Origin of the sequence: Corynebacterium sp. J010B-136, from assembly GCF_002967075.1 — a bacterium.
Lineage (GTDB): Bacteria > Actinomycetota > Actinomycetes > Mycobacteriales > Mycobacteriaceae > Corynebacterium.
This window is the reverse complement of record NZ_PUGE01000001.1, coordinates 505,037-531,022: the sequence shown is the minus strand read 5'-3', so window position 1 is coordinate 531,022 and position 25,986 is coordinate 505,037. Positions and strand designations below refer to the sequence as shown.

The 25,986-nt window shown below is 55.0% G+C and carries 24 protein-coding genes; 11 read left to right on the top strand and 13 right to left on the bottom strand.

The genetic code is table 11. The annotated features are described in order from the left end of the window. Positions 1–26: 26 nt before the first annotated feature. Both C5Y44_RS02410 and C5Y44_RS02405 read right to left on the bottom strand, forming a co-directional pair. Positions 27–926 carry an AEC family transporter gene (locus C5Y44_RS02410; protein ID WP_066840054.1) on the bottom strand — a complete coding sequence of 300 codons (900 nt, stop codon included), beginning with the start codon at positions 924–926 and terminating at the stop codon, positions 27–29. Between the two features lie 3 nt (positions 927–929). Then, positions 930–1,811, bottom strand: a complete 882-nt coding sequence (locus C5Y44_RS02405; protein WP_105323483.1) for a 1,4-dihydroxy-2-naphthoate polyprenyltransferase — start codon at positions 1,809–1,811, stop codon at positions 930–932. Positions 1,812–2,030: 219 nt separating this feature from the next. On the opposite strand from C5Y44_RS02405, the gene C5Y44_RS02400 reads away from it, so the two are divergent. Continuing rightward, entirely contained in the window at positions 2,031–3,212 is a 1,182-nt protein-coding gene (locus C5Y44_RS02400) for an MFS transporter (RefSeq protein ID WP_105323482.1), read from the top strand. A gap of 194 nt (positions 3,213–3,406) precedes the next feature. Further along, entirely contained in the window at positions 3,407–4,585 is a 1,179-nt protein-coding gene (locus tag C5Y44_RS02395) for an NADP-dependent malic enzyme (RefSeq protein ID WP_105323481.1), read from the top strand. Positions 4,586–4,645: 60 nt separating this feature from the next. Here C5Y44_RS02395 and C5Y44_RS02390 read toward each other — a convergent pair whose 3' ends face one another. Beyond that, positions 4,646–5,602, bottom strand: a complete 957-nt coding sequence (locus C5Y44_RS02390) for a LysR family transcriptional regulator (RefSeq protein WP_105323480.1) — start codon at positions 5,600–5,602, stop codon at positions 4,646–4,648. Positions 5,603–5,841: 239 nt separating this feature from the next. Here C5Y44_RS02390 and C5Y44_RS02385 point away from each other — a divergent pair, with 239 nt between their 5' ends. Genes C5Y44_RS02385 through C5Y44_RS02375 form a run of 3 tightly spaced genes read left to right on the top strand, consistent with a single transcriptional unit; the run spans position 5,842 to position 10,031 of the window. Next, entirely contained in the window at positions 5,842–6,936 is a 1,095-nt protein-coding gene (locus C5Y44_RS02385; RefSeq protein WP_105323479.1) for a PrpF domain-containing protein, read from the top strand. After that, positions 6,936–8,042 carry a hypothetical protein gene (locus tag C5Y44_RS02380; RefSeq protein WP_105323478.1) on the top strand — a complete coding sequence of 369 codons (1,107 nt, stop codon included), beginning with the start codon at positions 6,936–6,938 and terminating at the stop codon, positions 8,040–8,042. The genes C5Y44_RS02385 and C5Y44_RS02380 overlap by 1 nt, the downstream gene beginning before the upstream one ends. Positions 8,043–8,054: 12 nt before the next feature. Beyond that, the gene (locus C5Y44_RS02375; protein WP_105323477.1) at positions 8,055–10,031 is read left to right on the top strand and encodes a tripartite tricarboxylate transporter permease; all 1,977 of its coding nucleotides are present in this window, start codon (positions 8,055–8,057) and stop codon (positions 10,029–10,031) included. Between the two features lie 61 nt (positions 10,032–10,092). On the opposite strand, the gene C5Y44_RS02370 is transcribed toward C5Y44_RS02375, so the two are convergent. The 6 genes from C5Y44_RS02370 to C5Y44_RS02345 are packed head-to-tail and all read right to left on the bottom strand — an operon-like array spanning position 10,093 to position 15,906. Further along, positions 10,093–11,364, bottom strand: coding sequence for an alpha/beta fold hydrolase (locus C5Y44_RS02370; RefSeq protein ID WP_233189789.1), 1,272 nt, complete (start codon positions 11,362–11,364; stop codon positions 10,093–10,095). Positions 11,365–11,375: 11 nt separating this feature from the next. Beyond that, the gene (gene menE, locus C5Y44_RS02365; RefSeq protein ID WP_105323475.1) at positions 11,376–12,515 is read right to left on the bottom strand and encodes an o-succinylbenzoate--CoA ligase; all 1,140 of its coding nucleotides are present in this window, start codon (positions 12,513–12,515) and stop codon (positions 11,376–11,378) included. 15 nt (positions 12,516–12,530) lie between these two features. Beyond that, positions 12,531–13,373 carry a metal ABC transporter permease gene (locus C5Y44_RS02360; protein WP_105323474.1) on the bottom strand — a complete coding sequence of 281 codons (843 nt, stop codon included), beginning with the start codon at positions 13,371–13,373 and terminating at the stop codon, positions 12,531–12,533. Further along, positions 13,357–14,244, bottom strand: a complete 888-nt coding sequence (locus C5Y44_RS02355) for a metal ABC transporter permease (protein WP_105323473.1) — start codon at positions 14,242–14,244, stop codon at positions 13,357–13,359. Before C5Y44_RS02355 ends, C5Y44_RS02360 begins: the two co-directional genes overlap by 17 nt. A gap of 10 nt (positions 14,245–14,254) precedes the next feature. Further along, positions 14,255–14,965 carry a metal ABC transporter ATP-binding protein gene (locus tag C5Y44_RS02350; RefSeq protein WP_105323472.1) on the bottom strand — a complete coding sequence of 237 codons (711 nt, stop codon included), beginning with the start codon at positions 14,963–14,965 and terminating at the stop codon, positions 14,255–14,257. After that, on the bottom strand, positions 14,962–15,906 hold the full coding sequence (locus tag C5Y44_RS02345) for a metal ABC transporter substrate-binding protein (protein ID WP_369831058.1): 945 nt from the start codon (positions 15,904–15,906) through the stop codon (positions 14,962–14,964). Before C5Y44_RS02345 ends, C5Y44_RS02350 begins: the two co-directional genes overlap by 4 nt. 87 nt (positions 15,907–15,993) lie before the next feature. Between C5Y44_RS02345 and C5Y44_RS02340 the strand changes: the two genes are divergently transcribed. Beyond that, positions 15,994–16,668 (top strand): metal-dependent transcriptional regulator, encoded by a 675-nt coding sequence (locus tag C5Y44_RS02340; RefSeq protein WP_105323470.1) that lies wholly within the window; start codon positions 15,994–15,996, stop codon positions 16,666–16,668. A gap of 95 nt (positions 16,669–16,763) precedes the next feature. On the opposite strand, the gene C5Y44_RS02335 is transcribed toward C5Y44_RS02340, so the two are convergent. Further along, positions 16,764–17,225 (bottom strand): DoxX family protein, encoded by a 462-nt coding sequence (locus tag C5Y44_RS02335; RefSeq protein WP_233189788.1) that lies wholly within the window; start codon positions 17,223–17,225, stop codon positions 16,764–16,766. Between the two features lie 187 nt (positions 17,226–17,412). After that, positions 17,413–18,360, bottom strand: coding sequence for a 1,4-dihydroxy-2-naphthoyl-CoA synthase (locus C5Y44_RS02330; protein WP_066792386.1), 948 nt, complete (start codon positions 18,358–18,360; stop codon positions 17,413–17,415). Positions 18,361–18,395: 35 nt separating this feature from the next. On the opposite strand from C5Y44_RS02330, the gene C5Y44_RS02325 reads away from it, so the two are divergent. Together C5Y44_RS02325 and C5Y44_RS02320 are read left to right on the top strand one after the other, a co-directional pair. Further along, complete coding sequence (locus C5Y44_RS02325; protein WP_105323468.1) at positions 18,396–19,421, top strand: o-succinylbenzoate synthase; 1,026 nt, start codon at positions 18,396–18,398, stop codon at positions 19,419–19,421. Between the two features lie 96 nt (positions 19,422–19,517). Next, positions 19,518–21,434: a VWA domain-containing protein gene (locus C5Y44_RS02320; RefSeq protein WP_105323467.1), complete on the top strand. Its 1,917-nt coding sequence runs from the start codon at positions 19,518–19,520 to the stop codon at positions 21,432–21,434. 20 nt (positions 21,435–21,454) lie between these two features. On the opposite strand, the gene C5Y44_RS02315 is transcribed toward C5Y44_RS02320, so the two are convergent. Next, positions 21,455–22,111 carry a response regulator transcription factor gene (locus tag C5Y44_RS02315; protein WP_105323466.1) on the bottom strand — a complete coding sequence of 219 codons (657 nt, stop codon included), beginning with the start codon at positions 22,109–22,111 and terminating at the stop codon, positions 21,455–21,457. Positions 22,112–22,121: 10 nt separating this feature from the next. Beyond that, entirely contained in the window at positions 22,122–22,835 is a 714-nt protein-coding gene (locus C5Y44_RS02310; RefSeq protein ID WP_105323465.1) for a sensor histidine kinase, read from the bottom strand. An 85-nt stretch (positions 22,836–22,920) separates the two neighbouring features. Here C5Y44_RS02310 and C5Y44_RS02305 point away from each other — a divergent pair, with 85 nt between their 5' ends. Genes C5Y44_RS02305 through C5Y44_RS02295 form a run of 3 tightly spaced genes read left to right on the top strand, consistent with a single transcriptional unit; the run spans position 22,921 to position 25,983 of the window. Beyond that, positions 22,921–23,619, top strand: a complete 699-nt coding sequence (locus C5Y44_RS02305; protein WP_066840035.1) for an ABC transporter ATP-binding protein — start codon at positions 22,921–22,923, stop codon at positions 23,617–23,619. Next, the gene (locus tag C5Y44_RS02300) at positions 23,616–25,022 is read left to right on the top strand and encodes an FtsX-like permease family protein (protein WP_105323464.1); all 1,407 of its coding nucleotides are present in this window, start codon (positions 23,616–23,618) and stop codon (positions 25,020–25,022) included. Before C5Y44_RS02305 ends, C5Y44_RS02300 begins: the two co-directional genes overlap by 4 nt. Beyond that, entirely contained in the window at positions 25,015–25,983 is a 969-nt protein-coding gene (locus tag C5Y44_RS02295) for a S41 family peptidase (protein WP_105323463.1), read from the top strand. The genes C5Y44_RS02300 and C5Y44_RS02295 overlap by 8 nt, the downstream gene beginning before the upstream one ends. The last annotated feature ends 3 nt before the right edge of the window (positions 25,984–25,986 follow it).

Sequence of the window (25,986 nt, the reverse complement as noted above, 5' to 3'; positions counted from 1 at the left end):
ACATCCCCGTCAGTTGGTATGAAGAATTAACGTCCAAACAATAGCGCGATAATCAGCATCACCGGAAGGGATGCAAAGGTGGTGATGAACACGGTATCGCGCGAGATAGTTTGGCCGCGTTCGAAAGTAGCGGCGTAGTTGTAGACATTTTGGGCTGTAGGCAGCGCACACAAGATGGTGCAGGCATAGACCAGGTCGGTTTCAAGCCCCAGCAGGGTAGCGGTGATAAAACCCGCCAGCGGCATGCCGACAAGCTTCAAGGTGGTCGCAGTTAGCACAGCGGGGCGGGATTTCACATCAGAAAGTACGCCCGCACCGCTAATCGATGCACCAAAGCTCATCAAGACCATCGGAATGGCCGCACCGCCCAACAGTGCGATTGGCTCAGCCACAGGATCGGGGACTTCCCAGCCCATTACTGCGACGATAAAACCGGCGAAAGAAGCCAGCACAACCGGGCTTAAAAGCCCCGTCTTGACGGCACCGAAGAAGGAGCCGCCGCCCAACATTCCCAGGATGACCGGGGTATAAATCATCATCTGCAGCAACATGATGGGGACGACATGGGTGGCATCACCAATGACATAAATACTGACCGGCAGGCCGATGTTGACAGAGTTGAAATAGCTTGACGATGCCGCACCAATTCCAATTCCCGCGATTCCTTGCCGGAAGAAAATCACCCCATAGATAACCGAAACCAGTACTGTGGCAATTGAAATGACCAAGGTGACTGGGGTGAGGAAGTTTTCTGGGTCGGCCTTGGAGACGGCATCGAAAAGCAGCGCGGGCGTTGCGGCATAAAAAGCCACCCGGTTGAACATCAACCGCTCTGAACTAGAGCGGATGATTTTTGTGCGCGCTAGAATCCAGCCGGTAAAAATCACGGCCAGGATGATGGCAAAGCCAGTTATAACCCCCAGCATTGTCTAAACCACCGCCACAGCAAGGGCAGAAAGTACTGCCCAGATGAGCATGGCACGTCCAGTTAGACCAAGCACCGGAATGAGTTCTTTGCCTTTCGCGCCGCGGTTGACGGTGCGGACGGATGTCAGGCCAAAGGGGATGTAGACCAAGGCAATCAATGCCAGCCACGAGCTAAAGGCCAGAAGGATGGTGTAGATAACCGGCAGGGTCAGCAGCACGGTAAACAGCAGGCGGGAGCGGCTATCACCCAGGCGTACAGCGAGGGTGATTTTGCCAGTTTCGGTATCGGAGGGAATATCGCGAATATTATTGGCCAAGTTCACGGCAGCGCTCATGCCACCAACACCCAGAGCCAGCAGCACGCCGACAAAGGAGATGCTGCCAGCCTGGGTAAATTGGGTGCCCAAAACGGCAACGAGTCCGAAGAATACGAACACCGCGACTTCACCTAGCCCGCGGTAGCCATAAGGGTTCTTGCCGCCGGTATAAAACCAAGCACCGGCGATGCACAGTGCGCCGATCAAGATAAACCACCACGCGCCGGCCGCAAGTGAGAGCCAAATACCAGCGATTCCGGCGACCGCGAAGCAGCCGAAAGCCGCATATTTCACGTGTTGCGGTTTGGCTAAACCGCCGCCGGTAAGCCGCTGCGGGCCAGTGCGGTCATCATCGGTGCCGCGAATGCCGTCGGAATAATCATTGGCGAAGTTCACACCAATAATCAGCGCCCACGCGACAATGAGCGCTAAAAGCGCTCGGCCAAAGTGGAACCCACCAATCGCGGCGGCAGCACCAGTACCTGCCAAAACAGGGGCAAAAGCATTTGCCCAGGTGTGTGGGCGCGCGCCCTCAAGCCAATTTTTCGCACTAGACATAGCGTCCATTGTCTCACGGTGCGCTGTTGTGCGTTTTACAGGCGTATTAACTTGCGCTTTTCGATGCCGACCTTCGTCGCAGCCAGATAAGAAAGTTAGGTTGCTAACGTCGCGGCCTAAAAACCTTGCCCCAGCTAGTAGTGCGCTAGTTAGAGGTCTACTGTTTATGGAGATTTACACCCCTGTCTTACCCCCTTGATGCCTTCGTGAAAAGGAAGGAGCTTTCGCATGTCTAATGCTGCTACTGAATCTCGTGAATCCCGGTTCCCGGTCGTTCCTTTGACCGCCATGAGCTTTGCGGCTTTTGTGTATGTCACTTTTGAGATGTTCGCGGTCGGGTTGATTAGCCCCATGGCGCGTGACTTAGATGTTTCTGAATCGCGCATTGGTTTGCTGATGACGATTTACGCTGGCGTCGTCGCGGTGGTTACCATTCCTGCGATGATCTGGTTGGGGCGTTTTAATAAGCGCACCATTTTCCTTGCGACCTTAGGCTTTCTCATTACCGGCATCGTGGTCCAAGCTCTGACCGTTAACTATTCGATGCTGGCGGTTGGCCGCATCACCGCCGCGTTGACTCACGGCGTGTTTTGGGCTCTCGTGGGCCCCATGGCCGCGCGCATGTCTCCAGGGCATACCGGTAAGGCAGTGGGCATTGTATCGGTGGGCTCCACCATGGCGCTGGTGGTGGGCTCACCATTGGCTACCTGGCTCGGCGGGCTTATCGGCTGGCGCCCAACCACCTGGGTATTAGGCGCGCTTACTGTAGCCGCGCTGATGGTCTTGCTGCCCACGGTGCCGTCGCTGCCACCATTGCCTAGGGATTTAGCGATTCAGGAAAAGCGTTCAATGCCGTGGGGACTTATTTCCCTGGTGCTCTTTTTGATGTTGGCGGTCACGGGTGTGTTTGCCGCCTATACCTACCTGGGGTTGATTCTTTCGGAAACCGCCGGCGCGGGCTTCGTCTCCATCGGTCTTTTCGTCTTCGGCGCGCTGGGGCTACTTGGCGTTACCGTGGCAACGCGTACCGTCGATCGCCGCATGCTGCGCGGCAGCGTGCACACCACGACGCTATTTCTCATCGCCGCGATTTTGGGCCAATTGGCATTCGGGCTTACTGGGGCCATCTCTACAGCCCTGATCTTCTTGGCGATCATCGTCTTCGGTGGGGCATACGGTGCGCTACCGACTTTGGGCACCACCATCTTCTTGCACGCGGGCCGTCATAACCCGGATGCGGCGTCTTCTTTGTACGTCGTGACCTATCAGGTCGGCATTGCCTCTGGCGCCGCCTTGGGCGCCGTGGCTGTCGATGCTTCTTGGACTGCCGGCACCTTATGGATTATGGCCGGATTGTCTTTGGCTTCCACGCTGGTTCTCGCCCTATGGTCGCGGCCACTGTTGCGCTAATTAGGTGACATTCATCGCGGGTAGTTTGATTTATATTCACTGTTAAGCGATTCGTTGCAAAGCTAGCAACAAAGGTCAGTGCGATATTCACAAATGTTCGCAATCCGTATTTCCTATAAGGCGATAGATTTGACTAGTGTTTTCCGGTTAGAAACTACTCCCGACAATCTCATTCGAGATAGCTAGGCAAAACGATGACTGCAGCATTGAAACGCAATACTCAGAATCTCACCGAAGAAGAAATCTTTGACGCACACGCTGGCGGCAAGCTCTCGATTGCTTCGACCCGCCCCCTACGCGATATGCGTGACCTTTCTTTGGCATACACCCCAGGTGTAGCCAAGGTATGCGAGGCCATTGCTGCCGACCCAGAAGTTGCCCGCACGCACACCGGCGTTGGCAACACCGTTGCTGTTATCTCCGATGGCTCCGCAGTTTTGGGTCTGGGCGATATCGGACCACAGGCCTCCCTGCCTGTCATGGAAGGTAAAGCGCAACTGTTTAGCGCATTTGCCGGTTTGAAGTCAGTTCCCATCGTTCTGGATACCCAGGATGTTGATGAGCTGGTGGAGACTATCGCGCGCTTGGCACCTTCTTTTGGTGCCATCAACTTGGAAGATATCTCTGCGCCGCGTTGCTTTGAGATCGAGCGTCGCCTCATTGAGCGTCTCGACATCCCAGTCATGCACGATGATCAGCACGGTACCGCCGTGGTTATCCTCGCCGCACTGCGCAACTCTTTGAAGCTGCTCGGCCGTGAGCTTGCTGGTTTGAAGATCGTCATCTCCGGTGCCGGTGCTGCCGGTGTTGCAACCGTCGACATGCTCACCAATGCAGGCGCGACCGATATCATCGTGCTGGATTCCCGCGGGGTTATCCAAAAAGACCGCACCGATCTTTCCCCAACTAAGCAGGCTCTGGCTGCCAAGACCAACCCACGCAATGTGACTGGTGGCGTCAACGAAGCCTTTGAGGGCGCAGAGCTGTTCATCGGCGTGTCCGGCGGCAGCATCGGTGAGGAAGCCGTGAAGTTGATGGCTCCACAGCCCATCATTTTCACCCTGGCAAACCCAACCCCAGAAATCGATCCAGAGATCTCAGGGAAGTACGCCGCGATTGTTGCTACCGGCCGCTCTGATCTGCCGAACCAGATCAACAATGTCCTGGCTTTCCCAGGTATCTTCGCTGGTGCACTCGCTGCGAAGGCCACGAAGATCACCCCCGAGATGAAGCTGGCTGCTGCCGATGCCATCGCGTCCATCGTCGCAGATGAGCTCGAGCCAGGCCGCATCGTGCCAGAGGCTATCGATGACCGCGTTGCTCCAGCAGTTAAGGCCGCAGTCCAGGCTGCTGCTGAAGCGCAGGGCGCTTAAAGCCAAAAGCGGCTTAAGCGCGATAAACAAGGACTCGATAGCCCGTAAATAGTGGCGGATTTACGGGCTATCGAGTCTTTTGTCTACCTCAGGTCTTGAGCTACCGGATTGTTGGCTGGCAAAGAGTGCTCCTTGCTCGAGGATGACGGATTTAAACGCCATCTCAAGCGGGGAGAGGGCTCGCTCTTCCCGCTGTCCGAGGAGGGTTCGCCGCTGAGGCGGAGTTCCTTCGATTTCAAGCACTCTTACATTCGGGTGCTGCACGGACAAGGCGCTGCGGGGTGCGATAGCAATTCCAATACCGACGCTGACCATTGCCTGGGTTTCTTGGTAATCGTTGGCGTACATGCTGATTTTAGGGCGGAAACCTGCCCTGGATCCAGAACGCTCGATAACTTCGACAACCGGGTGGTCGTCACCTCGCGCCACCCACTTTTCAGGGGCTAACTCGGAGATCTTTACTGAAGCTCGGTCAGCTAATTTATGGGATTGCGGAACGAGAATTACGAAGGGCTCGGTGAATACTTCGACGAGTTCTATCCCCTCGGTGGTGAGGGGATTCCACGGATAGTCCCAAAGCAATGCCAACTGCACTTCTCCTTCCTCCAAACTGCTGATCAATTTGTTTAGACGAGCGCTTTTAATGGAGAGATCAATGTTGGGGTAGCGTCTATTGAATTCGTTGATCGCTAACGGGAGAAAAGACGCTGCCGTAGTAGGAAAGGCGCCCACGGAAAGGCTGCCCACGCGACCAGCGGCTAGGTCTGAAATATCGGCCCTAGCGGCTGCGAGCTGACGAAGGATTCTCCTGGTGTGTTCGGCTAGGACTAGTCCAGCTTCTGTTGGAACCAATCCATTCTGGGTCCTCCAGACCAATTGGAGTCCAACTTCAGCTTCCAACTTTTTTAGCTGTTGTGAGACGGCCGATGGGGTGAAGGAGAGCTCATCCGCAGCATCGCTCACGGAGCCGAGTTCAATCACCTTCGCGAAGGTTTGTAAGCGGCGAACATCGTACAATTTTGAAGTTTCCCTTCAGTACTACCTAAACAGAACTTGAAACATATTAAGTCTTACTTAAATAGCTTGGTCATTGAGTATACCGGTTAACCAATTAACTAAATAAAGGTTACATGCTGGGGCTTTAACGGCAACGAGCTTTAAGTATTACTTAAAAGACTTGAAAAAACTTTACATTGACTTAAACATCGTGTGGGTTGAAACTTGCTGTAGCTCAAAAGTGAGAGGAGTTACACAAGATGGAAATTCAAGCACGTTGGATGCGTGGTGGAACAAGTAAATGTTGGGTATTTGAATCTGAGGAACTGGAGTCTCAGAGTTCGACTGTTGATGAAGTCTTGCTGCGGGCGTTTGGAAGCCCTGACGTTCGTCAGCTTGATGGTGTCGGTGGAGGAACCTCAACCACGAGTAAGGCGGTTATCATTTCTCCGAGTGATGACCCCGACATCGATATCAAGTTTTCCTTTGCGCAGATTGGGATCGAAGAAGCCAAAGTCGACTGGGGCAGCAATTGTGGGAACTGCTCGGCGACAGTCGGCCTATACGGAATTGAAACTGGTCTGGTTAAGCCCGATGCAGATGTGACGCGCATTCGTGTTTTGAACGAAAACACCAACCAGGTCATCGTTCAGTCTTTGGAGACACCAGATGGAAAACTCCTGGAGTCCTTGACGGAGACAATGCCAGGCACCAAGTTTGCTGGGCATAAGGTCGTCCTCGGTTTTACCAACCCTGAAGGAAAGACAACTGGGGCACTTTTCCCAACTGGCAACAAGACTGATCAAATCGAAATCGACAATCGCGTGTTTAGCGTGACATTGATTGATGCAGGCGCACCCGTTGCCCTTGTCGCGGCAAAGGACTTCGGTTTGGCCGCAGACAACTATGAAGATTGGGCCTCAACGATTTCTATGCAGCTTGAGGTACTTGACGGCATTCGACGTCGCGCTTCAGTGCTGATGGGATTATCAGATTCCCCGGCAGCTGCAGCTCGAGCAATTCCAAAGATTGGCGTGGTTGATCCGTCAACTGATGATGATTCAGACCTAAAAATCTTGATGCTGTCTATGGGCAAGCTTCATCCTGCAATCCCAGTTACCGGCAGCGTGGCTATTTCAAAAGCAATCCTCGAGGAAGGAACCGTAGCTTTTTCTGACTCTGCGCGCCCAGAATCTTTGAGGATTTTGACCCCTGTCGGAGTAATTGAAACTAAAGTTTCTAAAGATGATTTTGCTACCGAAATCGGTGTTGTTCGTACCTCGAGGACTATCGCGGATGCGAAGCTCTTTCTGCCTGAGGACGATTCGGTCAGCAATCGAATTGAGGTGGGGTAATGTCTCGCATATTTAATGATGGAAAGAAAGCGGTTATTGGCGCTGCTCTTGCCGCAGCAACTTTCCTGGTGGGCTGTGCGCCAGCGCAGACTTCTTATAACCCTTCTGGCAATGGCATCATCGATGTTGTTGTTCCTTATGGAACTGGTGGTGGTACTGACACCTGGGCACGCTTTATCACTCCTTACTTTGCAGAAAAGCAGGATGAAGTTAACCGTTACCAGGTGGAAAACATTCCTGGTGGTGAGTCCATTACAGGCATGAATGCTTATGTGGATGCTGGGGTTCAGACAGGTAACCAAGTGCTGGTTGCTTCGGCGACAACATACTTCCAGAGCATGCTTGGGCATCCAGCGGCTGAGTTCAAGTTCTCTGAGATGGAGCCGTTGGCTTTCAACGGCACAGGTGCAGTGCTGTGGACCAGCGATCAAAGCGGAATCACCGACATCGATAGCCTTATCAATCATGATGACGACGTTCTTTATGGAGGAATGTCAGCTACAGGTCTGGATCTAGTTCCGTTGCTCGCACTCGAAGCCTTGGGAGCTCCAGTTAGGGGAGTATTCGGAATGGAAGGACGTGGACCGAGTCGCCTTGCAGTCCAGCGTGGTGAAACCGACTTGGACTTCCAAACGACAGCTTCCTACTTGTCACAAGTTGGCCCTTACGTAGAAACTGGGGAAGCCGTTCCTCTGTTCAGTATCGGAATTTTAGAGGATGGCGAAGTTGTCCGTGATCCAAACTTGCCAGACATTCCAACTTTTGAAGAGGTTTATCAGAAGTACGGCGGCAAAACAGAGGAACAGCGGAAAGCTTACGAAGCCTACCGGGCATTCGTAGTACCAGGGTTCTTTTATCAGAAGGGCCTGTGGGCAAATGAAGGAACCGATCCTGAGGTAGTAGATACCTACGACCAGATGATTGGTGAACTCAACTCGGACCCTACCTTCAAAGAAGAAGCTAACTCGGCTTTGGGCGGATATGACCTACTTTCGGGCAAGCAAAACCGTGAGGACTTCCGTGAAGCGCTTCAGATTGATCCAGAGATCATGAGCTACACGAACGAGATTCTTGCCGATAAATACGACGCTCCGGTTCACGGATAGGGGGTTGGAACAATGTTTGATGCAGCGTTACAAGCGCTTTCACAATTCGCTGACCCATCGATGTGGCTGTACCTAGGTGCAGGTGTCATCGTAGGCATCGTTATCGGTGTTATCCCTGGTTTGGGCGGCACAGGCGCCGTCGCAGTTCTACTGCCATTCGTCTTTATTCTGGAACCGAACCAAGCGATCGCCATGATTATTGGTGCAGTGGCGGTGGTGCACACATCAGATGTGATTACCTCCGTCGTCCTGGGTATCCCCGGCTCGGCAGCAGCATCCGTGTTCCTGCTTGATGGACATGAAATGGCAAAGAAGGGGCAAGGCGGTCGTGCGCTATCTGCGAGCTTCATTGCTTCCATGATTGGCGGAATCATCGGCATTATCGCCCTAACCGTCATCGTTCCAATCGCACGTCCAGTGGTTACTGCTTTCGGTTCTCCGGAAATCTTTGTCCTCATCGTCATGGGTATTTTCCTGACAGCAATGCTGTCAAAGGGCAATGTCATTAAAGGACTCTTGATTTCAACGTTCGGCCTGGTTCTTGGCATGGTTGGTGTCTCACCAATTTCGGCAGAGTACCGGTTCACCTTTGGATCCGAATACCTCACTGATGGTATCGGCCTCGTGGCCGCAGCTCTGGGTATTTTCGGCTTGGCTGAAATCATTGACCTCACTGCGCGGAAGACCAAGGTCGCCAAAGGCGGTATGGATCTCGGCGGTGGATGGAGCCAAGGTATTCGAGATATTGCAAAGCATTGGACGGATGTCATTCGTGGTTCCGCAGTCGGCGTAGGCGTCGGTTTCTTACCAGGTGTCGGTGCGACGGCAGGCTCCTGGTTGGCGTACGGACAAGCACAAGCTTTTGCTTCTAGGAAGCCTGCCACGAACAACTTTGGTAAAGGCGACCCACGTGGTGTTATCGCTCCATCCGCAGCAAGTAACGGTATCGAATCAGGTTCTTTGATTCCTACCTTGCTCTTCGGTGTTCCTGGTGCAGCGCCTTTCGCATTGCTGTTGGGTGTTCTCCTAATCTTTGGTATTCAGCCTGGTCCTGGTCTGATTACGAATGAACTAGATCTTGTTTACTTCATCGTCTGGGCTTTTGCTATCGCCAGTGTCCTAGGTGCTGCCGTAGCTTTCGTTGCTGCGAAGCCGTTGGCTCGTTTGAGCTACGTGGCCTTCCCGATTCTTGCTGCAGCTCTTATTCCGTTGTTGTTCTTCAGTGGATTCCAGGAGCCTCTGAATCTCAACGTCTTCTACATGATGCTTTTGCTTGGTGTTGTGGGTTGGATTTGCAAGATGACAAATATCCCGCGAGCACCATTCCTAATCGCATACGTGTTGGCAGAACCTTTTGAGCGGTACTACTTCCTGACAGTTAACGTGTTCTCCCCTGCAGAATGGATGACGCGGCCGTTCGTGATGGTTGTAATCTTGATTCTCGCGGGTGCAGTAATCATTCCATTCGTCCGGAAGTTCTTCCGCAAGACAGAAGAAGGCGTTGAAAAGGTTCAGGTCTCGGAAAAGTCGGACTTGCCTGTTCCAATGAAGCTGGATATTGCGGTTTCGCTAGTCATGTTAGTATTCTTCGCTGCTACCATCGTTATTTCGTTCCAGTTCTCAAATAGCGGTCGACTCTTCCCTCTGGCTGTCGGCATATTGGGGGTTGTCTTAGGCGTGCTAAGTATTTTCCGTGACATTGGAGTCGGCAAGGACGTCAAACTAACCCCTGGTGAAAGAGACAATTGGCGAGCCAGAGTCATTATTGTCTTGGCTTCCATTGCATGGATTGTCGGTTACATTTGGTTAATCTTCTTGTTTGGAATGCTCATCGGAACTGTAGCTTTCTCTCTTGTATTCTTACTGGTAGTTGCTCGGATGAGATTAATACCTGCAATTATCTACACACTTTGCATTGGTGCAGCTATTTGGGTACTCGCAGAATACGCACAGCTGGTGTTGCCTGTTGGATATCTCCTACCTGTCTAACCTGTATGGCAAAAGAGCTCGTGCACCGAGAGTGTACGAGTTCTTTTCTTTACGTCTGTGTTCATCGGTCCTCGACGAGACCGCGCAGGCGGGCAAAGATGCCTGCTCCATCATGGCCAATGCCGTCGTGTTGGAACACATTGGTGACTTCGAATCTCAGGTCGCCGTAGGTCTGCGCGGTCTTTAGTGATTCTTCGAAAGGCACGTAGATGTCATCGAGGTATATTTCAGCAGCGGAGATGGGGGCATCACCAAGCACTGCGGCATCATAGGGCGAGGATTGCCACTCGTGCGCTGCTACTGCCATCGCTGCTTCTTTATCGGGAATAAGCGCTGGGTCCTCGTCGAATTGCCACGGGAAGATGTGCTCGCCGGTGAGATAGAACTTCTTAGCCGTACGCGGATCGAGGTCCTCTTCAAAGCCGGGGATTTCTTCGCGCATGCGGTGTGCCGACCAATTGGTGGCCTGTTGCCCACCGACGCCGCCATAAATGCTTTCGTGGATTGAGGCATACAGCGGATTGCCAGCGAAAGAGACCTGCGCGCCGATGGTGCTGAGGAAATCCGTGCGCAAGCGCTTTTCGCCGCCGTGGGCGTGGAAAGGATTTTCCAGCAGATACGCCAGCGAGTGGAATCCGACTCCGCGGCCTAGATTGATGCCGATGGTGCGAAAGCGTCGTGCCGACAGCCGCTCGCCGGTCGGCAGAATTTCCGCTGAGTCTTCCAAGTGTGCGCAGATTTCGCGAATGCGATCTTCCGCCCACGGATACTCGCGGTAGAAACGATCGTGGCGTACCTGTAGCTTGGCAAAGGTGGCGCGATATAAATCATCGACGCTTTTCTCCAGCGTCGGCAAACCACCAGTAAGGTAGGCATGCTCAACGGATTCGGGGTGGCGGGAAAGATACGCCGTAATGCAGAAGCCGCCGAAAGACTGGCCAAAGAGCGACCACTTATCGATGTTCAAATGCTTGCGCAGCGCTTCTGCATCCTCGACGATGTACTCCTGGCGCAGTAAGTTTAGACGCTTCGCATCCGCTGGGTTTGCCGAATCGATGCGGTGCGAATTCCCTGTTCCGCGCTGGTCAAGCAAAATAACGCGAAACTCTTTGAGCATTTCCCCAACCACGCCCGTCGCATTTAGTGGTCGAGGAGCGGGCGAGCCCGGTCCACCTTGCAGGTACACAATCGCAGGTGCGTCATGTTTATCGGGGGCTACAATCTCACGTGCGAAAAGCTCGAAAGTCTCACCATCCGGGGCATTAAAAGGATCCCAGGGAACCTGGATGGTGTGGGTGAAAAAGTCATAGCCGAAATGTCGATTAGTGCGCATAACACCTAACATTACGGCGAAAACAGTTTCACTACCGCCTGTCGGTCAATCTTGCCGGGGCCAGTGACTGGCATCTCCGCTAGCTGCTTAAGTTCTTTCGGCAGCTGCCAGCGAGGAGTGTGCGCTTCTTCGAGTGCCTCTAAAATATCGGTCATAGACGCATCACCGGTATAAGCCGCGACAATTGCCTGCCCCAAGCGCGGGTGGGGGATACCGACAACACATGCCTGGTCAACACCAGTAACTTTTAGCATCGCAGTCTCCAGCACCTCTGGATGTAGCTTGAGCCCGCCAGAATCGATGATGTTATCCAAGCGCCCCGTCACGGTGAGCACGCCATTGTCGAGAACACCGCCATCAGAGGTTTGAAACCACCCGGGCTTTGCGAAAGCTTCATGACCGGGCGCATTACGATAACCATGCGCGATGGTTGGCCCGCCCAGATAAATGCGACCCTCCTCCACGCGCACCTGCGCGCCGGGCAAGGCTACTCCGTCATAGACACAACCACCGGCAGTTTCAGAAGAGCCGTAGGTGGTCACGACATTGATCTGCATTTTCGCTGCCGATTCCAACAACTGCGGATTAGTGGCAGCACCGCCGACCAAAATTGCATCATAGGCCTGCAAAGCTTCGATACCCATCTGGGTATCCATTGCCTTGGCCAGCTGCATCGGAGCGAGCGAGGTATAAGTGCGCTCACCCGTCTCTTTTAACTCCCGGGTAGCACGCGCGAACTCTGCGATGTGAAATCCTGCGGAGACATCGATAGCTAGCGGCTCCACCCCTGCGACCATGGAGCGAATAAGAACCTGCAGCCCAGCGATATGGTGCGCTGGCATCGCGAGCAACCAGTGCCCCGGCCCGCCCAAATATTGGTAAGTCGCATCTGCACTAGAGATCAGATTATGCGCGGTGAGCTGCGCGCCCTTCGGAGTTCCAGTCGAGCCTGAGGTGGGCACCACCAATGCGATATCCGCGTCGATTTCTTCGCCCGCGCGCTGTGAATTTTTCAACAGCGTGGACTTAGTCTTATCCGCAGCGGGCAAAGGCAGCAGCGAATAGCGACCCGTAATGGATAATTCCAGGTCAGGCAGGATAGCAAGCGGATAGGCAGGTGAGATAGGCAAAGGACGAAGAACATGTGGCACGACTTAAAACCTTAGTCAGTTAATGCCAACTTTCGCGGTGCGACGTGGAACGATAATGAAACGAAGAATAAGAATTATGACAAAGATTCCCGCGTAGGTCACGGCCATAAACGCCGAGGTTGACGCGTTCGCGTGATAAGCCAGCCAGAAACCAACCGGTGCGGTGCAAATCGCAATGATGCAGGCGATAAGAAATAGCATCGGCACGCGATTGGTGAGAAGCCGCGCGCAGATGGCGGGAAAAACCATAAGCGCGATGACCAGCATGGCACCAGCTGCGTGGAAAGCAACGGTAGCAGTGGCAGCAACCAATGCCATGAAGATGGTGTGCAGGCCCCGTGTGCGGATGCCTGCGACACGGGAGTAACTGGGATCGAAGGTCGCAGTAGTCAGCCGCGGCATGGTGGCCAAGATGAAAGCAGCATTGACGGCTGCTACGGCCAGCATGATGAGGCTATAGCCGGGATTGGTAAAAGCAACCAGGTTCAAGTCACCGATGAGCACTACGTGAACATCTAAGTGCACATTAGACATGCGAGTAGAAATCAGAATGATGCCGGCGGAAAAAAGTGCAGGAAAGATCAGACCGAGTGCTGCATCATTAGTGATGATTCCGCTTCGTCCCAACCAATCGGTGCCCAGGGCGACGGCGAGACCACCGAGTGCAGCAGTCAATAGCAGCCAGGGGGAATCGATATCGGAGGTAAAGAGATATCCGACAGCGATGCCGGGTAATACAGCGTGGCCGATTCCATCGATAAGCATGCTGTCGCGCTTTAAAACTACAAAAACTCCTGGAATCGCGCAGGCCAGCGCCGTGGTAATAGCTAATATGCAGGCACTAAGAGCTAAAGACATGAGTGGAGCGCACCTTCTTTGCTGTGAGGGAAGCGGCTGCGATGAGTCCTTGAACCAAGACAATCGCGGGGCCGGTGGGGATGGATCCAACCGCAGTTTCGCCCGCGGCAATAGAGAAATACGTGCCAAGCACAGCCGAAAGCCCGCCGATTGCCCCGGAGCAGGCGATGAAAGGGATCAGCCGGTTAGTCCATTGCCGTGCGGCGACGGCGGGTGCAATGACGACTGCGACCATCAGTACGACCCCAACCACTTTGACGCCGATGACGGTGATTGCCACCAGGGCGATAAAGCCCAAGGATCTGACGATATTTAATATGATGCCCGCTGGCTGGGCGAAAGGGGCGTCAAAGACGACAGCGGATTGCTTAAGGTGTACCAACGAAAGAATAAGCAATACGCCGCCGCCAATGACAAGTGCGGATTTCACATCGGCGCGGGTGAGCGTTGAGGCATTGCCCAAAAGGTAGTCCTGGATTCCGGCTTTGCCGGGTATGGGATTACGGGAAATGTACTGCAGCAATAACATGCCGAGTGAAAAGAAAGTCGTTAATGTCGCCGCCATCGCAGCATCCCGATGAATCACGGTGCGGTCAGTGATAACGGAGATAATGGCAACGGCTATTAGGCCCGTGAGGATAGAGCCTGCGATGAGCAGCAGGGGATTGCGGCCATCGAAGCCAAAGGTGGCGACAATAAGGAATACACCGAGGAGACCAAGCAAACTGGAGTGCGCGATGGCATCGGCGATCAACGCTTGGCGCTGGACCAACACTAAAGGTCCTAAGGCGCCGGCGCAGACACCGATGATGACCGTGCCCAACAGCGCTTGGGTATACGTGTAGTCCGTGAGGAGATCAAAAGGATTCATAATGGCGGGACTAACGTGGGAGGGAGAAGAGTTGGGAGATGGCGGTATCCGTTAAGGTTTGCTGAGTTGGACCGGAGGAAATGATGCCGCCGGTACCAAGCAAGATAACGTCATCGCAATAGTCAGCGACTTCAGCCAGGTTGTGATGAACCAGCAATACCGTGACGCCACTATCGCGTAAATCGCGCAACACACTGACGATGGCGTCTTGACTTGCGGCATCCACGCCGGCAAAAGGCTCATCGAGGATGAGCAAGTCTGGGTCAGTAGCAAGCGTGCGCGCTAGCAGTACCCTTTGCCGTTGCCCGCCTGACAAAGCGGCGATTGGTCGTTTGGCTAAGTCTGCAGCGCCGGTGCGCTCTAATGCCCGATGCGCTGCGGCTTTTTCTTCTTTGCCAGGCCAGCGATACCACGGCAGCCGGGCGCTAAGTCCCATGATGGCAAGATCTTCCACAACAGCGGGAAAAGACCAATCCAGTGCAGCTTGCTGCGGCATATATCCGAGCCGGTCACGAAATTCTTCCAGTGGCTCGGCATCGAAAGCGATGCGCGCGCCGGGCTCAGCGCGCACGAGGCCAACGGCTGCTTTGACGAGGGTGGATTTACCGGCGCCATTCGCGCCGACAAGACCGGTTATACGGCCGCGTTCGACATGCGCGCTAATTGAGTCCAGTACTTTATTGGCGCCATAGCTAACAGAAAGATTCTCAATATCGATCATTTACTTAAGCCTTCTGCCACTGCTTGAGCATTATGGGCAAAAGCCCCCAGATAGGTATCAGTTGGCTCAGTCGCACCGAGGGTATCTGCGAAGAGTTCTTCATCAGAGACCTCTACTGCCCAGCCGCGGGATTCTACTGCTTCGCGCAGCGCGGTAATGGCCTGCGGATTGGCCTGGTTGTCTTGGAAGATCACTGGTATTTCTTCCTGTGTAATCAAATCCGCGAGTTCTGAAATCTCCTGGGGTGACTTTTCAGCATCGGTACTGACGAAGTCCGTGGCGTGAACTTCAAAGTCAAAAGTGTCGCCAAAGTAGTTGAACGCATCGTGACCGGTAATCAGGGTACGAGAAGAGACATCGGCAAGCATTGCTTCCGCTGCTTGGGCCGCGGCGTCGATTTCTTCCGAGTAGGCCTTGGCATGGGCATGGTAGGAATCCGCGTTAGCGGCATCGATTTCGGCGAGCTTGTCACCAATGTGGCCTACAACCTCGGTCCACAGCTCCGGTGAGTTCCAAATATGAGGGTCATAAAGCTGCTCACCACCTGCTCCTTCTTCGTCCCATGAAAGCAGCTTGGAGGGATCCAATTGCTCACCGACCGCCAACTGCCGCTCACCGAGCGACTCCAACTGCTCAATCATCTGCGCTTCTAGGTGCAATCCATTCCACAGCACAAGGTCTGCAGCCTGCATTTGCTCGATGTCTTTGGTGGAGGGCTGGTACGTGTGTGGGTCACCGCCCGGTCCGACCATGGTGATGACATCAGCATCTGGGGCGAGGTTTAACGCCGCATCCGCCAAGTAGCCCGTGGTGGCATAGATCGTCAACGATTCAGAGCCGTCAGCTCCAGTCGCGTTTTGCGCAGTGGTTGCAGAACAGGCTGTGAGCGCACATGCAGCACCAATAGCGCTAAGTCCTAAAAATATTCGTTTCATTTCCATCCTTGAATATTTGAGTTCAATAGATTGAACAATTGAAAGCATACGGATGAAGGTTTGTTTTTAAAACGGTTTGTTTAGGATGGGGGTATGCACGTGACAGATTTGCCGGAGCGCACGCAGGACTACCTCAAGGAACTGTTTGACCACGAAGAGCGCAACGGGGTAGACCTTCCGCTCGCGCTAGGCGATCTTGCAGCCGCATTGAATCAAAAGCTGCCTACGGCTTCTGAGGCCGTCAAGCGTCTTGCGGCGAAGGAATTAGTGGTGCACGAGCGCTACCGCGGGGTGATGCTGACTGAGCTGGGGCGGGATTTGTCCCGTCAGGTCGCGCGCCGCCATCGCCTGTTGGAGACCTTTCTGGTGGAAACGCTGGGCTATACCTGGGATGAAGTCCACGATGAGGCGGACGTGCTGGAGCATGCCTGCACCGACCGCTTTATCGCGCGTCTCGATGCCCACCTGAATTACCCCACCCGCGACCCGCACGGGGATCCGATTCCGCGTGCCGATGGCTCCACCGACCCGCTTTCTGCCTGCACTCTTGCGGGGATTCCGGTGGGTCAAAAAGTCATCATGGAGCAGGTCAATGATGACGATCCCGAGCTACTGCGCTTCCTTGCAGTACAAAACATGCGCCCTGGCGCCGAGGTCGAACTAGTGCACCCACCGCTTGCTGGGCTGCTGCACATTAGCGTTGATGGCGGTGAACCCTTCGCGCTTGCTGAGGTGGCTGCACATGAAATTACGGTGCGTGAAAAATAAACGTTTAAGGCGCACTGGGAAAACAAAAGCAAAACGTAAAAAGCCGACACCTCCGAAGGTGTCGGCTACGTGTTGCCAATTGATTGGCTAGGAATTTAGGCAGCTACTGGAGTCTTGGCTGCAGCGTCTTTGCTCTTGAAGATGAATTTGTCGGCTGCGTACTGGCCAGGGCCTGCGGCGAACAGGATGACGGCAACAGCAGCGATGACCATGACTAGCTCCCAGCCATTGCCATTAATCATGACGCCGGAGCCGAAGTGGCCACCCCAAATGCCAGCGCCAACCATCTGCAGTGCGACTAGCGCGGCAGCAATGCGAGTGATCAGGCCGATGAGAATCAAGATGCCACCGATAAGCTCAACAACAGCTGCGATAGGTGCAGCGATGCTAGCGGCAGGAACGCCCATACCGGTGAAGGCTTCAGTGGTGCCAGCGATGGTCCACTCGTTGAACTTCTGCCAGCCGTGGGCAATGAGAACTACGCCGAGGATGATACGTGCGATGAGAAGCCCAGCGGACTCAGTTGGAGACTTAAAGGTTGAAGTGAAATTCAGCATGGCGAAAGTGTAAACCATCGATGTTGTCGCGTCAACTTAAAGCTTTAACTAATTTTGCAACATCTTCTAACTTAGCTTGGAACTAAGAGCGTGTAGTGGTACTTTTGCGGTAGATGGCGTCGACGTAGGTTGGCGCAAAATACCCCACAGCCCCGAGTGAGTGATTCGCTCGGGGCTGTTGTATTTCCTAGTAGTAGTAAGGGAATTCTTCCCAATTTGGGTCGCGCTTTTGAAGGAAGGAGTCGCGGCCCTCGACGGCTTCGTCGGTCATATATGCCAGGCGGGTGGCTTCGCCGGCGAAGACTTGCTGGCCCATGAGGCCGTCGTCGGTGAGATTGAAGGCGAACTTCAGCATGCGCTGCGCGGTGGGGGACTTGGTGTTGATTTCGCGAGCGGCCTCGATGGCTTCTTGTTCGATGTCTTTGTGGTCAGCCACGATGTTGACCGCACCCATTTGCTGCATGCGTTCAGCGGAGTAGGTGCGGCCCAGGAAGAAGATTTCGCGGGCGTATTTTTGACCGACCATCTTCGCAAGGTAGGCGGAGCCATAGCCGGCGTCGAAGGATCCGACATCGGCATCGGTCTGCTTGAACGCAGCTTCCTGGCGCGATGCGATAGTGAGGTCGCAAACTACGTGCAGGGAATGCCCGCCGCCAGCAGCCCAGCCGTTGACTACGGCAATAACAACCTTCGGCATGGTGCGAATCAAACGTTGTACTTCCAAGATGTGCAGGCGGCCACCCTCAACTTTTTCACGCGCGGTGTCGACGGTGTCAGCAGTTTCGCCATCGGCGTAGCGGTAGCCGGAACGGCCGCGGATGCGCTGGTCACCACCGGAGCAAAACGCCCAGCCACCATCTTTTTCACTCGGGCCATTACCGGTCAACAGCACCGTTCCGACATCCGGGGTACGGCGCGCGTGGTCAAGAACGCGGTAGAGCTCATCGACGGTGTGCGGGCGAAAAGCATTGCGGACCTCAGGGCGGTCAAAAGCAATACGGACGATGCCATTGGCGCGGCCTTCGCCAACATGGCGGTGGTAGGTGATGTCGGTGAGGTCGGAAAAACCTTCTACCGCGCGCCACTGGGAAGCGTCAAAAGGATTATCAGTGCTATAAGTTCGGGTTGCAGTCATGCACTCTAATCTAGTCGCCGCCTAAAGTAGGCAGCATGCAGATCGACGATATCTTAGACCGCGCGCACGTTGTCGCACTTCCAATGGCTGTAAAGTTCCGCGGAATCACTACCCGCGAAGCATTGCTTATCGATGGCCCCGCCGGCTGGGGCGAATTTTCCCCCTTTGTAGAATACGGCGCGGAAGAATCCGCACATTGGCTCGCCGCAGGTTTAGAGGCAGCTTATGAAGGCTTTCCGGAACCTGTGCGTGACACCGTTGAGGTCAACGGCACCATCCCGGCTGTCGCAGCCGAGCAGGTGCCAGAAGTCATGTCGCGTTATCCCGGCGTGCGCACGTGGAAAGTTAAAGTCGCAGAACCCGGGCAAAGTCTTGAAGAAGACATCGCGCGCGTAAAAGCCGTGCGCGAATACGCCGCGGTGCACACGCCGAACTTGGTGGCCAATATCCGCGTTGATGCCAATGGTGGCTGGAGCGTCGAGGAGGCGATCACCGCAGCAAAAGAAATGATGCCGCTGGATTACATGGAACAGCCCTGCCGCACCACCGAAGAGCTCGCGCAGGTACGCCAGCAGCTGATGCGCAATGGGCTTTTTGTGCGCGTTGCCGCTGATGAATCTATCCGCAAGGCCAGTGACCCCTACCGGGTGGCGGAATTGCAGGCGGCGGATGTGGCCATCGTTAAGCCTGCTCCGTTGGGTGGGGTGCGCAAGACCTTGGAGATTGCGCAGAACCTGCGCGCACGCCACATGGATGTCACGGTGGCTTCTGCCTTGGATACGGCCGTCGGAATTTCCATGGGACTGGCAACGGTCGCTGCGTTGCCGAAGATCTATGATGATGAAGATATCGATGTCGTACCTGCCGCTGCCGGGTTGGCCACGGGCTCGCTGTTTGTCGAAGATGTTGCCGCACCGCGCACGCTTGTCGATGGCTCCCTTCCCGCCGCGTCCGTTGCCGCCGACCCGGATCGCGTGGCCGCCCTGGCCGCGAGCCCGGAGCGCCGCGACTGGTGGTTCGAGCGGGTGCGCGCGAGTTATGAATTTTTGAAAGCGAAATAAATTTCGACCTTTTAACCTGCACTTATGGCGTGAAACCATCGAAGTTTCACGCCATAAGTGTTGAGGGCAACCTAACCTGCCACTAGTCTGTGGCTCATGACTCACGGCAAAGTTTGGGCAAGCGTGGTCATGGCGGTGGGGTTAGGTTTAACGAGCGCTCCTATTGCCATGGCTCAAGGCAGCCAAGAAAATACCGTTCCTCCAACCATGGTCATCCTGGATGCATCGGGCTCTATGGAGCAAGCTGATGCCGGCGGGAAAAGCCGCATGGATGCAGCTAAAGAAGCAACGCATACTTTCTTAGATGGCGTTTCCGATGATTCCGAGCTGGGGTTTATTACCTATGGCACGGGGACCTCCAATGCACCGGAAGAACGCGAAGCCGGCTGTAAAGATGTCACCACCTTAGCGCCGCTGGCCAGCGGACAGGTAGACGATATCCGCGGGGAAGTCGATGATATTGAGGCCTCCGGCTATACCCCGATGGGTCCTGCGCTGCGCCAAGCTGCCGATGCGCTCCCTGATGAGGGCGCGCGCAATGTTGTGTTGGTCTCTGACGGCCTGGATACCTGCGCGCCACCACCGGTGTGCGATGTAGCCAAAGAATTACATGAACAAGGCATTGACTTAATCATCAACACCGTGGGTTTCTTGGTTGATGATGAAGCGCGCACCGAGTTGGAGTGCATCGCGGAAGCCGGCGGCGGACGATACCTGGATGCTAATGACGCCGATAGCTTGGCCGAATCCATGCGCGTTCTGCACACGCGCTCCATTAATGCTTATGAGACTGACTTAGAAGAATACGAAGGCTCCGATAGCGAGACCACGCCGACGGAGATTCCTGCGGACGTCGACACCTTTTCTTCGCCGTTGCACTACTCGGGTGCCGCGCTAAATAACATCAACGGTGATGCCCAGTACTGGCGCGTGCCGGTGGAAGAAGGCGAACGCCTGGCTATTTCCGCCTTGACGGTGCAGCCACCAAGCTTTGGTGGGCTTACTGATAACCGCTACGGAATGAGCCTGAAATTCGAAGATACATCCTGCTGGGCAGATACGTGGAGCCAGGTTGACTCCAACTCTGCGCAGGGCACGCAAACAGCTGCTGGCATTACTAAGGTCACCGGCGAAGACTGCGGTGCAGATGGCTACGTGGACTTTTCTATCTCGCGCCGGGGCAATTTCTTGGAAGGCCAAGACATTCCGCTGGAGCTAAAAATCACTCGCTTTGCGGGCGAGGACACAAGCGACGTGCCGGACCCTGAAGAGGAGTCGGAGGTACCGGAAATAGAAATCCCAGACGATACCGTAACCGCCCAGCCAGGCACCTGGTTTGATGATGCTGCTGAATTACCCGATGGCAATGAGCAAGGCATAAGCGCTGATATTGTTCCTGGCGAGACCCACTTTTACAAGGTTCCCGTCGAATATGGGCAGCGTCTTGCTGCAGCGATTGCCACCGAAGGAACTGATGTTGAAGGCGGCCGTGGCATTTCAGTAGATCGCTTGGACATCAAGGTCTACAACGAGGCACGCCAGCCGGCGATGAATTCTGAAGGCATTACTTTAGAAACTGAATCCTCAACTACCTTCGGGCACGCAGCACCACTGAATTACCGCAACATCGAAGACGGTACTGTCGCAACCAGGATGCTCTTCCAAGATGGCGCGCAGTACATTTCCGTGAACTACAACAGGCTGTCCAACAGTGACAATGAAGAAGTCGGTGATGGTGAGCAGCACACCGCGCGCTACTCGCTCGCCGCTGTCGCCGAAGGTGAGCCGCAACCCGGCCCGACCTTTAGAGAAAAATCATCAGATTCTCCCGATGCCGCAGGCGCGAAAGAACCATCAGATTCTTCCGACCCAGCTACTGAATCGGTAGATGCAGCTGCAAGCAGCGAAGGAATGGGCGTAACTACATGGGCGCTGATTACCCTAGCCGTTCTGGTCATCGCGGGCATTGTCGGAGGATTCATGGCCAAGACCCGAAAGACTGGCACGAAATAGTGCAGCTGCGAAGCAGCAAACTATTTCAAGTTCTGAGTAGATAGGTACTCCAAAATGGCCTTGACACGGCGGTTATCCTCCGAAGCGTCAAGGCCTAATTTCATGAAGATATTAGACACGTGCTTAGCCACCGCAGCGGAAGACAGCACCAGCTTGGCAGCGATGTCTTTATTAGATAGCCCCTGTGACATCAGCTCGAGTACTTCTTGCTCGCGCGGGGTCAGCGTGGCAAGCCCGGAGCGCGAGGTGGACATCAACGCACTCGCTACGGTCGGATCAATGACGGTGCCGCCGCTGGCGACAATGGCCAGGGAGTCTAAGAATGAGGCGACCTCACTAATGCGGTCTTTGAGCAGATAGCCGGTACCGCCGGTGGCATCGGCGAAAAGCTCGGAGGCATATACCGGCGCAACATATTGGCTCACCACCATCACGGCTAAGTCCGGGTAGGTCTCCCGCAGGGTGACTGCGGCTTGCAGGCCATCATCGGACATTGATGGCGGCATGCGCACATCGGTGATGACGACATCCGGGACTTGGGCCTTGACCACTTCGATAAGTTCCGGCGCGCTAGCGGCCTGGCCGATAATTTTGTGTCCGCGGCGCTCTAATAACCCGGCGATACCTTCACGCAAAAGCGCGGAGTCATCTGCCACCACGATGGAAAGTTCTGCCATTGCTTTCTCCTTATTTGCTGATATGAAAAGTGGGTTGCCCGCGGTCCAGAAGTAGCGGAATCCGCGCCGCTAAACTTGTCGGCCCGCCTTCGGGCGAGGTGATTTCTAACCAGCCGCCAAAGGCGTCGAGTCTATCGCGCATCCCGGCAAGCCCCGCGCCGGGCTTGAGCCGCACACCGCCGGGGCCTTGGTCAACCACCGTGATGTGAAGGTGCTCATCGGCAATGAGTAAGACTGAGACGTCCGCGCCTGGTGCGTGCTTGGCGGCATTGGTTAATGCTTCGGCGCAGAAGAAATACCCGGCAGCCAGCACACTCGGGGAAAGCTGGGGGAGTGAATGCGGGGCGGAGACTAACACGTGCGGGCCGTAACCCGCGGCCATATCTTTAACAGCCGCGACCAAACCACGCTCGGCTAAGACCTGCGGGTGGATCCCATGCACGGTTTTGCGTAGCGCCTCAAGTCCTTTGTTCAAATCCTGCTGGGCAGCATTAATCAACTCCGCGACGTCAGCCGGTGCGTCCAAGAGCGCTTCGCCCAATTTGATAGACGCCGCTACCAGGTATTGCTGCGTGCCATCGTGTAAGTCGCGCTCAATGCGTGAGCGCTCCACTTCGTAGGCATCGGCGATAGCGCGCCGGGATTTGGTCAGCTCAGCAATCTTTTCGGCCTGAGCTTGCTCGCTCGATTTGCCAGATTTATCGCGGTTGCGCTTTCTCCACATGCATCCCAGGGTAGTGCCAGCACTACCTGAAAGTGCAACGCTGGCACCATGGTTTCTATCTACCCCAGCGAGTGAAATAGAGACCATGGAAAACAACACCGCAGCCGTTCTGCATTTAAACGATGTCACCAAAGACTTTGGTGGCGCGCCCGTACTGTCTGGAATCACACTCGATATAAACGCCGGCGAGACCGTCGCCATCATGGGCCCTTCGGGCTCCGGTAAGTCCACGCTCTTGCACTGCATGTCCGGGGTGCTGACCCCAACCTCGGGACAGGTGCTGTTTAAAGACGCAGTGCTTTCCGATGCCTCCGACGCCGCCCGGTCCCGTACCCGCCTGGCCGATTTTGGCTTCGTCTTCCAAGACCACCAGCTGCTGCCAGAGCTCAGCGCGCTCGATAATGTAGCGCTGCCAGCGATGCTCAATGGCACCTCGCGCTCCAAAGCACGCGCGAAAGCACAAGAATTACTCAACCAGTTGGGCCTTGGCTCCATGGTGGACCGTCGCCCAGGGCAAGTCTCTGGCGGCCAGGCGCAACGCATCGCGATTGCGCGTGCGCTGGTGACCTCCCCAGCGGTCATCTTCGCCGATGAACCTACCGGTGCACTCGACCAGGCCACCGGCCATGAAGTCATGCAGTTGCTGACTGCCGTGGTGCAGCGCACCGGCGCGGCACTGGTCATGGTCACCCATGATTCCCGCGTGGCCGATTGGATGGAGCGCCGCATCGAAATCCGCGATGGCATCATCCACGACGATCGTTTGGTAGGAGGCCGACGATGAAAACCAGCACTTTAGTCCTTGACTTACACAAAGCGGCGCTTCGCACCCGTACCGGCACTGGCCTGGTCACCCTAGTTGCAATTATCAGCCTGACTGTCAGCTCCACCATTGCTTATCTGGTCGCGGGTGGCACCTGGATGTTTTACCAGCGCTCTTTGCGCCCTGAAGATTTCCACGTCGTCCAAGAAACCTTGGCCAATGGTCCCGACGATCCAGTCATGTCCACGTGGGTCATCATGGCGTTATTTGCCTGTGCATTCCTGGTACCCACGATTGTCTCGCTGACTGCCCAAGCAGCCGTGCTGGGGGCATCGGGACGCGAAAAGCGCCTAGCTACCCTGCGCCTGATTGGCCTGTCCTCAGGTGATATCACCCGCATGACCATGCTAGAAACCGCAGCCCAAGCTGCCATTGGCATAGTGCTCGGCGGATTTATCAGCGTGCTGCTCGTACCGATTTTCAGCAACATGAAATTCCAAGATGTCTACATCCAAACATCAGAGCTCATCTTGCCCTGGTGGGGGTATCTCACCGTTGCTGTCTTAGTCTTTGTCCTTGCAGTTACCGCATCCGTAGTGGGCATGCAGCGCGTGCGCGTGGAACCTTTGGGCGTCTCGCGTAAAGAAATGCCACCGGCATTGAAATACCGCAGCGCCATCCTCTTCGTGGTCTTTACCGTGTTCACGCTCATCATGGTTGACCGCACCTCCATGAGCTCCGGCATCGCAGCGATGGCGATTGTCGCAGCAGTGGTCTCCATCAACGTCATATTAATTAACTGGGTGGCACCATTTTTGTTGCAAGTCTTCTACCGCATGGTCTCGATTATGCCAGGCACCTCGCACTTCGTGGCCAGTCAACGCATTGCTGCCGATGCCAAAACCACCTGGCGCCGCAGCGCCTCCATGGCCTTCTTCGGTGTGATCGCTGGCTACTTGGTGATTTCGCCCGTGGGAGCTGATGGTTTGACCGCGATGATGAGTGAGGAACCTGGAATCTTCATGATGTTCCGTGATTTAGCCTTCGGCGGCGTTCTTACCCTGGTCTTCGGCTTCATCCTGTCCGCCATGTCGGTATTTCTGGGCCTAGCCTCGCAAATCTTTGAACAAGCTCACCTGACGCGCTCTTTGCACCTGATGGGAGTGCAACGCAGTTTCTACTTCCGTACGCAAGTTTTTGAAACCCTTGGTCCCATCATCATTGTCTCCCTCATCGGTTTTACCTTCGGCGTCATGTTAGGCAGCGTCATGCTCAGCGGTGCAGCAGGCGATGTGAACATTCCGATGCGCTTGGCGACGGCCGGATCCATTCTGGGCATTGGTTGGCTCTTCCCGCTCGCTGCAATTGCCGCGGTGGAACCACTGCGAACTCACACGTTAAATGTGGGGCGAAACAATGATTAAAAAGATTCTGCTTTCTGTCTTCGTTGTCATTATTGCTGCCGTGGTTGCCACTGTGTATTTCCTCGGCCCCACGATGGGCGCGATGCTAGTGGGTCGGCCTATTTTCTTAGGGCACGACAGTCCTAAGCGCTACGGCGACGCGATACTTACCCTGGCCGAAACCCAAGGTATCCATGCGGACTCTCAAGATTTCGCTCGCGCCAAAGTCGAAGTCCAGGCAGCGATAAAAACCGCCGAAACTCGGGAGGAGCTATACGCTCCTTTGCGAAAGGCGGTGCAAGCTGCCGGCGGCAAGCACTCGAATCTCCTTACACCTCAGGACAACGCCGAGGCGGAGGAGGCGATTGCTGGGGATGAGCAGCCGAGCATCGACAGCCAAGGCGATATCGTCACCGTAAAAGTGCCAGCCGTGAGCCGTAAAGCAGATGTGCAAAGCTACGCCGATACCCTAGCGGCAGGCGTTGAAGATGCTGCTTGTGTGGTCGTGGATCTGCGCGGCAATGGCGGCGGCGATATGGGGCCGATGCTCGCTGGGCTTTCCCCGCTTCTACCGGATGGCGATGCGCTATTCTTCCACTCGGCGATGGGTGATAGTCCCGTGACCGTCGACGGCACCTTAACCTCAGGTGGCGGGACCAGTCTGAGCGTCGATGCGCAGAAAAATACTGATATTCCGATCGCCGTGCTTGTCGATGCCCACACCGCCTCCTCGGGTGAAGCTACCATGCTGGCCTTTAAAGGCTTGGAAAATGCTGTGTCTTTTGGCCAGCCCACAGCAGGCTATGCCACGGCCAATGCTGTCTATGACTTCCCGGATTCTAGCTCCCTGATGCTGACAATCGCGCAGGATATGGACCGAAATGGCGAAGTTTACGGCGATGAACCGGTTGAACCTGACCGCGTAGTTGATGATGCGGCTGCGGCCGCGCAGGCTTGGCTTTTGCAACAAGGTTGCCGGTAGCGT

Coding starts and splice junctions, on each gene's coding strand:
- C5Y44_RS02350 (WP_105323472.1), bottom strand. CDS start 14,965: ATGATCGATATTGAGAATCTTTCTGTTAGCTATGGCGCCAATAAAGTA.
- C5Y44_RS02405 (WP_105323483.1), bottom strand. CDS start 1,811: ATGGACGCTATGTCTAGTGCGAAAAATTGGCTTGAGGGCGCGCGCCCA.
- C5Y44_RS02310 (WP_105323465.1), bottom strand. CDS start 22,835: ATGTGGAGAAAGCGCAACCGCGATAAATCTGGCAAATCGAGCGAGCAA.
- C5Y44_RS02320 (WP_105323467.1), top strand. CDS start 19,518: ATGACTCACGGCAAAGTTTGGGCAAGCGTGGTCATGGCGGTGGGGTTA.
- C5Y44_RS02295 (WP_105323463.1), top strand. CDS start 25,015: ATGATTAAAAAGATTCTGCTTTCTGTCTTCGTTGTCATTATTGCTGCC.
- C5Y44_RS02355 (WP_105323473.1), bottom strand. CDS start 14,244: ATGAATCCTTTTGATCTCCTCACGGACTACACGTATACCCAAGCGCTG.
- C5Y44_RS02380 (WP_105323478.1), top strand. CDS start 6,936: ATGTCTCGCATATTTAATGATGGAAAGAAAGCGGTTATTGGCGCTGCT.
- C5Y44_RS02400 (WP_105323482.1), top strand. CDS start 2,031: ATGTCTAATGCTGCTACTGAATCTCGTGAATCCCGGTTCCCGGTCGTT.
- C5Y44_RS02370 (WP_233189789.1), bottom strand. CDS start 11,364: ATGCGCACTAATCGACATTTCGGCTATGACTTTTTCACCCACACCATC.
- C5Y44_RS02360 (WP_105323474.1), bottom strand. CDS start 13,373: ATGTCTTTAGCTCTTAGTGCCTGCATATTAGCTATTACCACGGCGCTG.
- C5Y44_RS02330 (WP_066792386.1), bottom strand. CDS start 18,360: ATGACTGCAACCCGAACTTATAGCACTGATAATCCTTTTGACGCTTCC.
- C5Y44_RS02300 (WP_105323464.1), top strand. CDS start 23,616: ATGAAAACCAGCACTTTAGTCCTTGACTTACACAAAGCGGCGCTTCGC.
- C5Y44_RS02325 (WP_105323468.1), top strand. CDS start 18,396: ATGCAGATCGACGATATCTTAGACCGCGCGCACGTTGTCGCACTTCCA.
- C5Y44_RS02335 (WP_233189788.1), bottom strand. CDS start 17,225: ATGCTGAATTTCACTTCAACCTTTAAGTCTCCAACTGAGTCCGCTGGG.
- C5Y44_RS02345 (WP_369831058.1), bottom strand. CDS start 15,906: ATGGAAATGAAACGAATATTTTTAGGACTTAGCGCTATTGGTGCTGCA.
- C5Y44_RS02375 (WP_105323477.1), top strand. CDS start 8,055: ATGTTTGATGCAGCGTTACAAGCGCTTTCACAATTCGCTGACCCATCG.
- C5Y44_RS02410 (WP_066840054.1), bottom strand. CDS start 926: ATGCTGGGGGTTATAACTGGCTTTGCCATCATCCTGGCCGTGATTTTT.
- C5Y44_RS02315 (WP_105323466.1), bottom strand. CDS start 22,111: ATGGCAGAACTTTCCATCGTGGTGGCAGATGACTCCGCGCTTTTGCGT.
- C5Y44_RS02340 (WP_105323470.1), top strand. CDS start 15,994: ATGCACGTGACAGATTTGCCGGAGCGCACGCAGGACTACCTCAAGGAA.
- C5Y44_RS02395 (WP_105323481.1), top strand. CDS start 3,407: ATGACTGCAGCATTGAAACGCAATACTCAGAATCTCACCGAAGAAGAA.
- C5Y44_RS02385 (WP_105323479.1), top strand. CDS start 5,842: ATGGAAATTCAAGCACGTTGGATGCGTGGTGGAACAAGTAAATGTTGG.
- C5Y44_RS02305 (WP_066840035.1), top strand. CDS start 22,921: ATGGAAAACAACACCGCAGCCGTTCTGCATTTAAACGATGTCACCAAA.